The organism is Paenibacillus sp. BAC0078, from assembly GCF_054483875.1.
This window is the reverse complement of the sequence record NZ_JBTLRW010000001.1, coordinates 598,968-612,656: the sequence shown is the minus strand read 5'-3', so window position 1 is coordinate 612,656 and position 13,689 is coordinate 598,968. Positions and strand designations below refer to the sequence as shown.

13 protein-coding genes are annotated in these 13,689 nt (G+C 48.8%); 12 read left to right on the top strand and 1 reads right to left on the bottom strand.

From position 1 onward, the window contains the following. Positions 1-24: 24 nt before the first annotated feature. Positions 25-453, bottom strand: a complete 429-nt coding sequence (locus tag ACX1DY_RS02780) for an organic hydroperoxide resistance protein (protein WP_019910385.1) — start codon at positions 451-453, stop codon at positions 25-27. Positions 454-601: 148 nt separating this feature from the next. On the opposite strand from ACX1DY_RS02780, the gene ACX1DY_RS02775 reads away from it, so the two are divergent. The 12 genes from ACX1DY_RS02775 (at position 602) to fliF (ending at position 13,686) form a co-directional block, all read left to right on the top strand. After that, a complete protein-coding gene (locus ACX1DY_RS02775; protein ID WP_458962653.1) occupies positions 602-1,069 on the top strand; it encodes a MarR family winged helix-turn-helix transcriptional regulator in 468 nt (155 codons plus the stop codon). Between the two features lie 352 nt (positions 1,070-1,421). Next, entirely contained in the window at positions 1,422-2,579 is a 1,158-nt protein-coding gene (gene sucC / locus ACX1DY_RS02770) for an ADP-forming succinate--CoA ligase subunit beta (RefSeq protein ID WP_458962652.1), read from the top strand. A 66-nt stretch (positions 2,580-2,645) separates the two neighbouring features. Then, on the top strand, positions 2,646-3,575 hold the full coding sequence (gene sucD, locus ACX1DY_RS02765) for a succinate--CoA ligase subunit alpha (RefSeq protein WP_458962651.1): 930 nt from the start codon (positions 2,646-2,648) through the stop codon (positions 3,573-3,575). Positions 3,576-3,772: 197 nt separating this feature from the next. Continuing rightward, positions 3,773-4,891: a DNA-processing protein DprA gene (gene dprA, locus ACX1DY_RS02760; RefSeq protein ID WP_458962650.1), complete on the top strand. Its 1,119-nt coding sequence runs from the start codon at positions 3,773-3,775 to the stop codon at positions 4,889-4,891. A gap of 100 nt (positions 4,892-4,991) precedes the next feature. After that, a complete protein-coding gene (gene topA / locus ACX1DY_RS02755) occupies positions 4,992-7,088 on the top strand; it encodes a type I DNA topoisomerase (protein WP_458962649.1) in 2,097 nt (698 codons plus the stop codon). A gap of 17 nt (positions 7,089-7,105) precedes the next feature. Then, positions 7,106-8,470, top strand: coding sequence for an FADH(2)-oxidizing methylenetetrahydrofolate--tRNA-(uracil(54)-C(5))-methyltransferase TrmFO (trmFO, locus tag ACX1DY_RS02750; RefSeq protein WP_458962648.1), 1,365 nt, complete (start codon positions 7,106-7,108; stop codon positions 8,468-8,470). A 33-nt stretch (positions 8,471-8,503) separates the two neighbouring features. Beyond that, on the top strand, positions 8,504-9,046 hold the full coding sequence (gene hslV, locus ACX1DY_RS02745; protein WP_458962647.1) for an ATP-dependent protease subunit HslV: 543 nt from the start codon (positions 8,504-8,506) through the stop codon (positions 9,044-9,046). A gap of 33 nt (positions 9,047-9,079) precedes the next feature. Continuing rightward, entirely contained in the window at positions 9,080-10,480 is a 1,401-nt protein-coding gene (hslU, locus tag ACX1DY_RS02740) for an ATP-dependent protease ATPase subunit HslU (RefSeq protein WP_458962646.1), read from the top strand. Positions 10,481-10,856: 376 nt separating this feature from the next. Then, a complete protein-coding gene (gene flgB, locus ACX1DY_RS02735) occupies positions 10,857-11,264 on the top strand; it encodes a flagellar basal body rod protein FlgB (protein ID WP_458962645.1) in 408 nt (135 codons plus the stop codon). 7 nt (positions 11,265-11,271) lie between these two features. Beyond that, a complete protein-coding gene (gene flgC, locus ACX1DY_RS02730) occupies positions 11,272-11,721 on the top strand; it encodes a flagellar basal body rod protein FlgC (RefSeq protein WP_458962644.1) in 450 nt (149 codons plus the stop codon). 35 nt (positions 11,722-11,756) lie between these two features. Then, positions 11,757-12,065 carry a flagellar hook-basal body complex protein FliE gene (gene fliE, locus ACX1DY_RS02725; protein WP_458962643.1) on the top strand — a complete coding sequence of 103 codons (309 nt, stop codon included), beginning with the start codon at positions 11,757-11,759 and terminating at the stop codon, positions 12,063-12,065. Between the two features lie 34 nt (positions 12,066-12,099). Further along, positions 12,100-13,686, top strand: coding sequence for a flagellar basal-body MS-ring/collar protein FliF (gene fliF / locus ACX1DY_RS02720; RefSeq protein WP_458962642.1), 1,587 nt, complete (start codon positions 12,100-12,102; stop codon positions 13,684-13,686). Positions 13,687-13,689 lie beyond the last annotated feature (3 nt).

The window sequence follows — 13,689 nt, the reverse complement described above, 5'->3', positions numbered from 1 at the left end:
TTCTAAGCGAATTCTAACCCGTGCTTACAGCACATTCAGCTCAACTTGAATATTGCCGCGGGTAGCCCGGGAGTAAGGGCATGCTCCGTGGGCTGCTTCCACCAGTTGTGCAGCGGTTTCTTTGTCAACGCCTTTAACGAGAACATCGAGCCGCACGGCAATGCCGAATCCGCCGTCTTCAACTTTACCGAAGCTTACGGTAGCCGTAACTTCGCTGCCTTCGATTTTCACTTTACCCATACGGGCTACCATGTTAAGTGCGCTGTCGAAGCAAGCGGAATAGCCGGCTGCAAACAATTGTTCAGGGTTAGTGCCTTCGCCGCCGGCGCCGCCCATTTCCCGTGGAGTGCTTATGGTAAGGTTCAGCTTTGGACTTTCGGATTCGATATAACCGTTTCTGCCGCCAACGGCTTTAACCGTAGTTTCATACATTTTTTGTTGAATAGTCATCATAATAAAATCGCTCCCGTTCATTTCATAATGTATTGTACACAATTTAATTTAACACAATAAAAATAATAGTCAATATATTTTTTGCTATTAACATGATATTAGATTAGAATTGTGATAAACTAATGACATGAAGGCAGGTGAAGAAGATATGCAAGAAACAAATCATACAACTCCCGAGCTGTTGCTTGAGAACCAGCTTTGTTTTACCATTTATGCTTGTTCACGTGAGTTTACGAAGCTGTATCAGCCGCATTTGGACAAGATTGGATTAACGTATTCCCAGTATCTTGTCATGCTGGTGCTATGGGAAAGACGCCAATGCACGGTTAAAGAGCTGGGCGAAGCGCTTTTTCTGGATTCAGGCACATTGACACCACTGCTGAAACGGCTGCAAGCCGCCGGCTTGATTGTGCGCGAGCGCTCTTTGCAGGATGAACGGAAGGTGCTGATATCATTGACTGAACAGGGCTGGGCGCTTCGCAGTGAGGCAGCCTGTATTCCCGGCAGAATGGTGGAAGGTACGATGCTGTCTGCCGATGAATTTGTGGGTCTGCTTGGACAATTTAAGGGCCTGCTTGCCCGTGTTCATGAGGCTAACATCAGTGCGTCGAAATAGCTTGTTCAAGTGGTGTCAATGCAATCGTTCGCATTTCGGCATGAAATTTAGCGAAAATGTATGTATAAATCGTGAAAGTTTTTAAGGAAAGCGTTTTTAAAACATGTTACAATATTCTGGGTTTCACATGATGGCATCTTGGCGGTTGCGGATGTTTATCTGTAATTAAGCTTGGATGCCTACTTACGGAAGATTGTGCCGTTTTCATGCAGAAGGCGGCACAGGTATTCTGTTTGTACCGGGATATTGTGCATTTCACCGGTCTGGACCCGGCTTTGGACAATCAAACGGAAAGCGGAATGGGAGCAGGCTGCCTGCTTATGCCACCGCAACACTTTAGGAGGCTTCCGGTATGAATATCCACGAGTATCAGGGAAAAGAAGTACTTAAGAAGTACGGCGTTGCCGTACCGAACGGAAAAGTAGCTTATTCAGTGGAGGAAGCGGTAGAAGCCGCAGCATCACTGGGTACACCGGTGGTAGTGGTCAAAGCGCAGATTCATGCGGGAGGACGAGGGAAAGCCGGAGGCGTGAAGGTTGCCAAGTCAAGTGATGAGGTGCGTGCCTACGCCGGAGAGATTCTCGGCAAAACGCTGGTTACCCATCAGACCGGACCTGAAGGCAAAGTAGTGAAGCGGCTGCTAATCGAAGAAGGCTGCCAGATTGTTAAGGAATACTATATCGGACTCGTTGTGGACCGTGGCACCGGCCGAGTTGTCATGATGGCATCGGAAGAAGGCGGGACGGAGATTGAAGAGGTTGCAGCGACACATCCGGAGAAGATTTTCAAGGAAATCATTGATCCGGCAGTAGGGCTGCAGACATTTCAGGCCCGGAAATTAGCGTACAGCATTGCTATTCCAACTGAGCTGGTAAATAAAGCTGTCAAGTTCATGCAAGCGCTGTATTTGGCTTTTGTGGATAAAGATTGCTCTATTGCCGAGATTAATCCGCTTGTTGTGACGGCAGACGGAAATGTGATGGCGCTGGATGCCAAGCTGAATTTTGACTCCAATGCGTTATTCCGGCATAAGGATATTCAGGAGCTGCGCGATCTCGATGAAGAGGATGCCAAGGAGATTGAAGCGTCCAAATTTGATCTCAGCTACATCGCCTTGGACGGCAATATCGGCTGTATGGTGAACGGCGCCGGTCTGGCAATGGCTACTATGGATATTATTAAATATTACGGCGGAGAGCCGGCCAACTTCCTGGATGTAGGGGGCGGCGCCACGACCGAGAAGGTTACTGAAGCATTCAAAATTATTTTATCCGATGATAAGGTAAACGGGATTTTTGTTAATATTTTTGGCGGGATTATGCGTTGTGATGTCATTGCCAGCGGAGTGGTGGAAGCGGCCAGACAGCTTGGACTCACCAAACCGCTTGTTGTGCGCCTTGAAGGCACCAATGTAGCGCTTGGCAAACAGATTCTGGCCGGATCGGGACTAAATATCGTTGCAGCAGATTCCATGGCGGACGGGGCCCGTAAGATTGTTTCTCTTGTGTAATAATGGCTAGAAATAGAAGGTGCCAGTTCTCGTATTCGACAATTTAAGTGGGGATGTGACCAAGGCATGAGCATTCTTGTAGATAAAAATACGAAAGTCATCACGCAGGGAATTACGGGCTCAACGGGCTTATTTCATACCAAAGGGGCACTAGATTACGGAACACAGATGGTTGGAGGGGTGACGCCGGGCAAAGGTGGGACCTTTGTTAACATCACGCTGGAGAACGGGAATGAGGTCAGTCTGCCTGTATTTGACACTGTGGCCGCTGCCAAAGCGGCAACCGGAGCAACCGCCAGTGTCATATATGTTCCGCCGGCCTTTGCTGCCGACTCGATCATGGAAGCGGTGGATGCAGAGCTTGAGCTGGTTATTTGCATTACCGAAGGAATTCCGGTGCTTGATATGGTGAAAGTCTCGCGGTACATGGAAGGGCGTTCCACTGTGCTGATCGGTCCCAACTGTCCGGGGGTTATAACGCCAGGCGAGTGCAAGATTGGCATTATGCCGGGATATATTCATATGCCTGGTTATGTAGGAGTTGTCTCCCGCAGCGGAACCTTGACCTATGAGGCGGTTCATCAGCTTACTGAGCGCGGCATCGGGCAATCCTCGGCCGTGGGTATTGGCGGCGACCCGGTTAAAGGCTCGGAATTTATCGACATTCTGAAGCTGTTCAATGAAGATCCGGGAACCAAAGCCGTCATTATGATCGGTGAGATTGGCGGCACGGCTGAAGAAGAAGCGGCTGTCTGGATCAAAGAGAATATGACAAAGCCTGTAGTCGGGTTTATAGGCGGGGTCACCGCGCCACCCGGCAAACGGATGGGGCATGCCGGAGCCATTATTTCGGGAGGAAAAGGTACGGCCAGCGAAAAGATTGCCGTGCTGGAGTCCTGTGGCATTAAAGTGGCGCCAACTCCTGCAGAAATGGGCTCTACGCTTGTAAGCGTCCTGGAAGAACGCGGCATTCTGAATGCTTTTACTGCGCATTAATAATTGGAATACATTTGCGTCAATATCAGGTATAATCAACTTAAAGGTAAGCAACCTTTTATTCTCTAATGGGGATAAAAGGTTGCTTTTTTGGCGTTCAGGCATAACTCCATCTGGTATGTACTGCATAATCTTGCATTTTTGCGAAGGCTTATAAACTAGGGAGGCTCATCCTTCCATTTAAAGGAGAGATAGACTTGGAAACACGCGACTTGCTGTTTGGGCTAAATGAAATCGAGGGAGTTGGATGGAAGACTATAGAAAAAATACACCAAGCGGGACTTTTGACGGAAAATGTATTTTTCTGTAGTGCAGAGGATTGGGAAAAAAGAGGGATAAACGCGAAAGCAGCCGCCCGGCTTGCTGATAATTTTAATGAAGAGTGGATTAATGCACGTCACCTTTTAATGAAGGAAAGCGGAGTAGCGATGGTAACTATCCTAGATGAAGGGTATCCTGAATTGTTGAAAGAAGCGCCTCAGCCACCTTGGGTGCTGTATTATCGCGGGCGTCTGGAGCTGGCATCCAGTCCTGCCATTGCTATGGTCGGTACCCGGGTGCCGACTGCCTATGGACGCAAGGTAGGCGAGCTGCTGGCGCAGGAGCTGAGTGCTGCAGGTTTTGCTGTAGTCAGCGGCTTGGCCCGGGGCATTGACAGCGTTTGTCATGAAGCTGCGCTGGGGAGCAGGGGCAGTACAATTGCGGTTGTTGCTACAGGGCTTGACAAGGTCTATCCGCCTGAGAACCGGGAGCTTGAGCTGCAGATTTCACGTGAGGGGCTTGTGCTTAGTGAATATCCGCTGGGTACCAAGAGCCATCCCGGCCTATTCCCGCAGCGCAACCGGATTATCGCCGGACTGTCGCTCGGAACGCTTGTTGTCGAGGCTGACAGCCGCAGCGGATCGCTGATTACCGCCGATGCCGCACTTGAAGCTGGAAGAGATGTTTTTGCCGTGCCCGGGCCAATAACATCTCCAAAGAGCCGGGGAGCGCTTGACCTGATTAAGCAAGGGGCAAAACTGGTAACCGGAGCTGCCGACATTGTTGAAGAATACATATCCTACCTGCCCGCAACGCTCTCGGAACAAGGGGATGCAGCGGCTAATTTGCGTGAAGTCCAAGGGACGCTGACGGAAAAGAAATTGACAAGTGAGGAGTCTCACCTATACCATATACTGCATCAAGGCCCTTTTACACTGGATGAGCTGCTGCTCAGAACGGGATGGGATTTTGGACATTTGCATTCAGTTCTGTTATCTTTAATCATAAAAAAAGCGGTATCACAATTACCAGGGGCAATCTATAAGGTAATTTAATATAGAAGTAACAGGGTTAAGTGATGCTTTCGATACGAGTTTTGTTCGAAAACTGTGTCAAACAAAGCATATGCTTACAAAATTTTAGGGGGAACAACCTATGGCGGATGCGTTAGTTATTGTCGAGTCGCCGGCAAAAGCGAAGACAATTGGTAAATATTTAGGCAGTAAATATATCGTAAAGGCTTCAATGGGACATATTCGGGATCTGCCGAAGAGCCAGATCGGTGTAGAAGTAGAGAATCATTTTAGTCCCAAATACATCACGATCCGCGGCAAGGGTTCTATTCTGAAGGAACTCAAGGATGCCAGCAAAAAAGTGAAAAAAGTATATCTGGCGGCTGACCCGGATCGCGAAGGAGAAGCAATCGCCTGGCATCTGGCGCATGCGCTGGAACTGGACAATACGCAGGAGTGCCGGGTGGTTTTTAATGAGATTACCAAACAGGCTGTTAAGGATGCCTTCAAGACACCGCGCAAAATTAATATGGATCTCGTGAATGCCCAGCAGGCCCGCCGGATTCTGGATCGTCTGGTTGGCTACAAGATTAGCCCATTATTATGGAAGAAAGTGAAGAAGGGCTTGTCTGCCGGCCGGGTACAGTCCGTTGCCGTTAAGATTATCATGGACCGCGAGAATGAAATCTCTGCGTTTGTGCCAACTGAATATTGGAGTATTACGGCGAAGCTGGGTATCCGGGATTCAATTTTTGAAGCCAAGTTTCACAAGCTGAACGGCGAGAAGAAAGAGCTTGGCCAGGAAAGCGATGTTCAGGAAGTGCTTGAAGCGATCAAGAATGCCGCCTTTAAAGTAAGTGAGGTTAAAGAGAAGGAACGGCAGCGTCATCCCTCGGCGCCGTTCACGACCAGCTCCCTGCAGCAGGAGGCGGCCCGTAAGCTCGGCTTCCGTGCAGCCAAGACGATGTCTGTGGCGCAACAGCTCTATGAAGGTGTTGAGCTTGGAAAAGAAGGCACCGTCGGTTTGATTACCTATATGCGTACCGACTCCACGCGGCTGTCGACCACAGCGCAGGAAGAAGCCAAAGAACTGATCCTGGCCAAATACGGGGAGAAATTTGTTCCTGAAGCCCCTAGACAATATTCAAAAAAAGCTGCTGGAGCACAGGATGCGCATGAAGCTATTCGTCCCACCTCAGCACTTCGTGAACCTGAAATGGTCAAGGAGTTCATGAGCCGCGACCAATTCAGGCTGTATAAGCTGATCTGGGAGCGTTTTGTCTCCAGCCAAATGTCCTCGGCGCTCTTGGATACGCTCTCGGTAGATATAAATGCAGGCACTGCCGTATTCAGAGCTGTTGGCTCCAAGGTTTCCTTTCCGGGATTTATGAAGGTCTATGTGGAAGGCAATGATGACGGTACGACGGATGAGGAGAAGTTTTTGCCGCCGCTGAAGGCCGGAGACGACCTCGTTAAGCATGAAATCGACCCTAAGCAGCATTTTACCCAGCCGCCTCCACGCTATACGGAAGCACGGCTGGTGAAGACGCTGGAGGAGCTGGGCATAGGGCGGCCAAGTACATACGCCCCGACCCTGGAAACCATCCAGAAACGCGGCTATGTGGCGATTGAAGAAAAGAAATTTATGCCGACAGAGCTCGGAGAGCTGATCATAGAACAAATGGAACAGTTTTTCCCGGAGATTCTTGATGTGGAATTTACCGCGCACATGGAAGGGGACCTTGACCATGTAGAGGAAGGCGCAGAGGATTGGGTCAAGGTACTCGCGGAATTCTATGAATCCTTTGAGAAGCGGCTTGTATTTGCTGAGGAAGAAATGAAAGAGATCGAGATTGAGGATGAAGTCTCGGATGAGCTGTGCGAGAAATGCGGCAAGCCTATGGTCTATAAGCTGGGGCGTTTCGGTAAGTTTCTGGCCTGCTCAGGGTTTCCGGATTGCCGTAACACCAAGCCGATTGTTAAGGACATCGGGGTGACCTGTCCGAAGTGCCATGAAGGGAAGGTTGTAGAACGCCGCAGCAAGAAGGGGCGTGTCTTCTATGGCTGTGATCAGTATCCGGGCTGTGACTTTGTCTCCTGGGACAGACCGTCGATTAAGCCGTGTCCGGTCTGCGGCTCCTGGATGATTGAGAAGCGCAGCAAGCAGGGAACGAAGCTGCAATGTACTTCATGTGACCATACAGAGGCGGTTCTTGACAACGAAGAAATAGCAGAATAAACGCTTTACAGGAGGAAATGAAATTGACTGATATAGCAAAAGTAACAGTAATTGGGGCAGGTCTCGCCGGTAGCGAGGCTGCCTGGCAGATTGCTTCGCGGGGAGTGCCGGTCAGGTTATATGAAATGAGACCTGCCGTGAAGACGCCTGCACATCATACGGATCAGTTCGCCGAGCTGGTATGCAGCAACTCGCTGCGTGCCAACGGGCTTGGCAATGCTGTAGGCGTGTTGAAGGAGGAAATGCGCCGTCTGGATTCATTGGTGCTGGGCGCAGCCGACCGTCATGCGGTTCCCGCTGGCGGGGCGCTTGCCGTTGACCGGGACGGATTCTCCGGTGAAATTACAACAATGCTGCATAATCATCCCCTTGTGGAAGTCATAAATGAAGAACTTACGCATATACCGGAGGAAGGGATTGTAGTTATTGCTACCGGTCCACTCACTTCACCAGCCCTGTCTGCTGAGATCAAAGGGCTGCTGGGCGAAGAGTATTTCTACTTTTATGATGCCGCCGCGCCGATAGTGGAGAAAGATACGATCGACATGAATAAAGTATATCTGGCCTCCCGTTATGACAAAGGAGAAGCGGCATATTTGAACTGTCCGATGACAGAGGAGGAATTTGACTGTTTTTACGATGCGCTCATTTCAGCGGAGACAGCCGCGCTCAAGGATTTTGAGAAAGAGATTTACTTTGAGGGCTGCATGCCGATTGAAATTATGATGAAGCGCGGCAAACAGACGGCTTTGTTCGGCCCGATGAAACCGGTAGGTCTACTAAACCCCCATACGGGCAAGCTGCCTTACGCGGTTGTGCAATTGCGTCAGGATAATGCTGCAGGAACACTTTATAATCTGGTCGGCTTCCAGACGCATCTTAAATGGGGCGAACAGAAGCGGGTATTTTCGTTGATACCGGGACTTGAGAATGCCGAGTACGTCCGCTATGGCGTAATGCACCGCAATACATTTATTAACTCTCCGAAGCTTCTGCATCCCACCTATCAAATGAAGGGCCGGGAAAGGCTGTTTTTTGCCGGTCAGATGACCGGGGTCGAAGGATATGTTGAATCCGCGGCATCGGGGCTGATTGCAGGCGTGAATGCAGCGAGAGCGGCGCTTGGCGAGGAAATGCTGGTTTTTCCTGAGGATAGTGTGCTTGGCAGCATGCCGGCTTACATTACTTCTGCCGATCCAGACCATTTTCAGCCGATGAACGCCAATTTTGGCCTGCTGCCAAAGCTGGAGAAGAAAATCCGTAATAAAAAAGAAAAAAATGAACTGCTTGCACATCGCGCTTTGGACAGTCTCGCCAATTTTGCGGCCTCTACCGGTCTTGCTTATAAAGAGCCAGTGACCGCTGAGTCTGATCCATCTTAGATTGCTAACAAAACTTTTGGGAGGATGCTTATTATGTTGCCAAGCTTTCATGCGACTACGATTTGTGCGGTAAGACATAACGGCCAGGCTGCGATAGCAGGGGACGGTCAGGTTACTTTCGGAGAAAGTGTCATTATGAAGACGACGGCCAGAAAGGTCCGCCGCCTGTATAGGGGACAAGTCATTGCGGGCTTTGCAGGTTCTGTTTCTGATGCGATCACGTTATTCGAGAAGTTCGAGGGCAAGCTGGAGGAGCATCATGGCAATCTGCAGCGGGCTGCTGTCGAGCTCGCCAAGGATTGGCGGCAGGACCGTATCCTGCGCAAGCTGGAAGCGCTGATGATTGTAATGGATAAGGAAGGCATGCTGCTGATTTCCGGCAATGGCGAGATTATTGAACCGGATGATGATGTGCTGGCGATTGGCTCGGGCGGCAACTTTGCCCTTGCTTCCGGACGGGCGCTCAAGCGTCATGCTCCAAGTTTGAGCGCTGCAGAAATTGCCGGAGAGGCGCTGAAAATCGCTTCCGAGATATGCGTATATACCAATTCCAATATCATCGTTGAACAATTATAGGCACGGTGCCTCAGAAAAAGGGAGGAAGTCACAATGGTGAATCAATCGCTTACACCCCGGCAAATCGTCGCAGAGCTTGATAAATATATCGTTGGCCAGAAGCAGGCCAAAAAATCGGTAGCTGTCGCACTTCGCAACCGGTATCGCCGCAGTCTGCTGTCTGAAGAGCTGAGGGATGAGGTTGTACCCAAGAATATTCTGATGATCGGACCGACCGGTGTCGGAAAAACCGAGATTGCCCGGCGTCTGGCCAAGCTGGTCAACGCTCCATTCATCAAGGTGGAAGCAACCAAGTTTACGGAGGTCGGTTATGTAGGGCGCGACGTGGAGTCAATGGTCCGCGATTTGGTTGAAACCTCGATTCGCATGGTAAAGCTGGAACGGACCGAAAAAGTAAAGGATCGTGCCGAAGAGCTGGCTAACGAGCGCATTGTTTCGATCCTGGTGCCGGCATCCTCAAAGAACAAGTCACAGCGTAATCCTTTTGAAATGATCTTTGGCGGGAACAATGCAGGGGCGGAGGACACCAAGGAAGAAGCCGAGGACGGAAGTCTGAGCGAGCGCCGCCGCGGAGTCAAGTTCAAGCTGCTGGCAGGGCAGCTGGAGGACGACATCATTGAGATTGATGTAGAAGATACTGCCCCTACAATGCTGGATATGTTCGCTGGACAGGGTAATGACCAGATGGGCATGAACATGCAGGAAATGTTCGGCAGCCTCCTGCCGAAGCGGACTAAGAAGCGCAAGCTTCCGATTCGGGAAGCCCGTAAGGTGTTGATCCAGGACGAAGCGGCCAAGCTGATTGATATGGATGATGTGATCCAGGAATCGGTTGCCCGTGCCGAGCAGTCAGGCATCATTTTCATTGATGAGATCGACAAAGTGGCAAGTCAAGGCAAAGGCTCCGGCCCGGATGTATCCCGTGAGGGTGTTCAGCGCGATATTCTGCCGATTGTAGAGGGATCTACGGTAATGACTAAATATGGCCCTGTGAAGACGGACTACGTGCTATTCATCGCTGCAGGAGCCTTTCATATCGCTAAGCCTTCCGACCTCATTCCAGAGCTGCAGGGCCGGTTTCCGATCCGCGTGGAGCTGAGCAGTCTTTCGCTTGAGGATTTTGTCTCCATCCTTACCGAACCGGAGAACGCGCTCACCAAACAGTATGTCAATCTGCTGCAAACTGAGAATCTCGAAATCCAGTTTCAACAAGAGGCTATTTATGAAATTGCCCGGATAGCGGCCTCGGTGAATCAAAATATGGAGAATATTGGTGCGCGCCGTCTGCATACGATTTTGGAGAAGTTGCTGGAGGACCTGTCTTTTGAAGCGCCAGAGTTAACTTTGGATACAATGGTGATCACTCCGGAGTATGTTCGGGAAAAATTGGCAGGAATCGCCCAGAACCGCGATTTAAGCCAGTATATCCTATAGTGCGACAGCTATCGGAACTTAAAAATTAGGTAAATAGAATTAGTGGTATACCGTAATTCAGCGGATACGGAGCATAAAGTGTAATATACTGTTACGCGATGACATAATTTGTAAATAAAAAGGAAGAAAATTGAAAAAACATGCTTTAAGCCCTCTCTTTTCAGAAAAGATAGGGCTTATTTCTTATTGTAATAATATACAAATTCTAAGAGAATCAATGTATGTGAGATTGACATAAAAACTGCCCACCGACAATTTTCGACCTTTTTTCGGCATATCAGGAAGTTTTTTAGCTTTTTCTGTCGAATCAAGCAGGAATTCGCAAAGAGTCTGTGGAATTCTTTTCATCACGATAGCTTTGGAGGAGGGATTAGCATTGGGTTTGTTGAACAGTGTCAGTTTTCAAAGATTACAAGGAGGCCTAGATGCCGCCAGCAAACGACAAAGTGTTTTGGCGAATAATGTAGCGAACGTCGACACTCCGAATTTCAAGCGCTCTTATGTTAATTTTGAGAGTATCCTTCAGCAACAGGAGAGCGGACTTAAGCCAACGCTTAATGCAAAGGTGACGGATTCTCGCCACTTTCAATTTGGCACCAGTACTATTGTACCAGCCGCAGTTGTCAGCACAGATGAAACCACGTCGATGAATAATAACGGCAACAATGTGGACATGGAACGGGAGCAGGCGCTAAGCGCTGAGAACCAACTTAGGCACGATTCATATGTAGAGCAGCTAAACAGCCAAATAACAATGATGCGTACTGTCGTTGAAGGGAGGTAGAGTGTAAATGAACTTTGGCAGCAGCTTTGGAATAAGCGCTTCGGCATTAACCGCCCAACGGCTCAGAATGGATGTAATCTCCTCCAATATCGCCAATGCGGAGACAACAAGAGCCTCTGTAGTTGACGGCAAAGCGGTACCTTACCGGCGAAAGCTGGTTGTGCTGGAAACGGCGAAGAACGATAGCTTTTCTGATGTACTTAGTTCCAAGATGAACGGCGGAGATGCCGCGGGAGTTAAGGTTCAGTCGATTATTGATGATTCATCTCCACTGAAGCCTGTGTATAATCCGAGTCATCCGGATGCGGATGCTAACGGATATGTGTATATGCCCAATGTGGATATGGCAAAAGAAATGGTGGACATGCTGTCAGCATCACGCTCCTTTGATGCGAATGTTACGATGCTGAACGCATCGAAGGCCATGGTAGTCAAGGCACTCGAAATTGGACGATAGGACGATAAAATTGCAACACACCGGGAGGAAAACAGTTGATACAGAATTTAAGTATTGGAGCCCAAGCCATTAAGCCGCTCGCTATGAAAACGTCAACTGCTGAAACTGCAACTGTTGATGGTTCTGGTCAAAGCTTTGGCGCATATCTGCAAGATGCTTTGAATCAAGTAGCTAATCAAGAACAGCAGGCGAAGGATATGAATAATAAGTTTGTCCTGGGAGAGGTCGGTCTCGAAGATACCATGATTTCTGCCTCACAGGCGTTGCTGAGTTTGCAGTTGACTACACAAGTCCGGAACAAAGTGATTGAAGCCTATCAGGAAATTATGAGAACTCAAATCTAAATAATCCTAGCTTAGTTTCGGATGGGGTGACACTGTGAATGAAAGATTTGCCCAGTACCGGGAGAAGCTTACCCAGTATTGGAACAGATTCAGCGGTAAACAGAAAATACTATTTTTCTCAACATTGTTTATCATCATACTCATTATTGTGGTTTTAACGATGCAGTTATCGAAGACGGAGTATGAAGTGGCATTTCAGGATTTGGACAGCACGGATTCAGCCGGAGTAATGACATATCTGGATTCGGCTGGTATTTCTTACCGCTTAAGTCCTGACGGCAAAAGCATCTCTGTGCCAAGTACGGATGCCGCCCGTGTCAAAGTAGACATTGGTTCGAAGGGGATTGTGCAAGGCGGTTCCATCGGATACAAAGTATTCGACCAGTCTTCTTCGATGATCGGTACTACGGACAGCGAATTTAATGTTAAATACAACAATGCCTTGAATGGTGAAGTGGAGCAGTTGATGAGACGGATGCAGGGCATCAAGGATGCTAAGGTTCTGGTCAATCTGCCCAAAGAAACGGTATTTGCATCACAACAGGATCAGGAGCAGGCTTCTGCTTCGGTAGTACTCACCTTCGATCCTGGCTTCAGACCTACTCAGGACAACATAGACGGTTACTTCAATCTAGTGAAGACGGCTGTTCCGAACTTGCCGATTGACAACATTACGATTGCTAACAATGAAATCGAATTAATGCCGACGGCTAAAGGCGGACAAGCCGGTGTATCGAGCCAGGTTGAAGAGAACTTCGCTCTGCAAAAGAAATTTGAAGAGGAAGTCAAGAAAAATGTGAAACAATTCCTTAGTACGCTCACAGGTCCGGATAAAGTGGATGTTCTTGTGTTCTCCAAACTTAATTTTGACAAAGAGAACCGCAAAGAAAATCTGGTCACACCGGTAGATGCGGAGAATATGAAAGGGATTGAGATCAGCTCGCAGATTATCAGCAATTCCTATTCGGGTCAGGGAAACACTACCGGGGGGGTTGCGGGTACAGGCTCGCAAGATGTTTCGGGTTATCCTTCGTCTACAGGCTCGGGCACTTCTACATCTGAGGAATCTTCGGAGACAAGAAACTATGAAGTGAATCGAATCACCAAGGATATTATTGCAAGTCCTTATACTGTTAAAGACTTAACCATAAATGTTGCAGTTGAACCACCTAATGGACAAACAACTTTAGATGCAACAACTTCAGCGGCAATTCAGAACATTTTGGTGAATATCGTACGCGCTTCTCTTGCAGATTCAGGTGTTACCTATACAGACGCAGATTTAACGAAAAAAGTTTCGGTGTATTCGCAACAATTCGGAAGTACTGCTGCAAATGCCGCTTCAGGCGGACTTGCAACATGGATGATTTGGGCGATAGGGGCGGCTGCATTGCTTGCTGGCGCAGGTGGTGGATACTTCATTTACCGCAGCCGCAAAAAGAAGGAAGAAGAAGTGGAAGAAGATATTCCACTCCAGGTTCCTACAGAGTTCCCGTCTATCAACTTGGAGAGCGTAACGAACGAAAGCCAGGTTCGCAAACAACTGGAAAGTCTGGCCAAGAAGAAACCGGACGAATTCGTAAATCTGCTGCGTACATGGCTTGCAGACGAACAGAGGTGAACA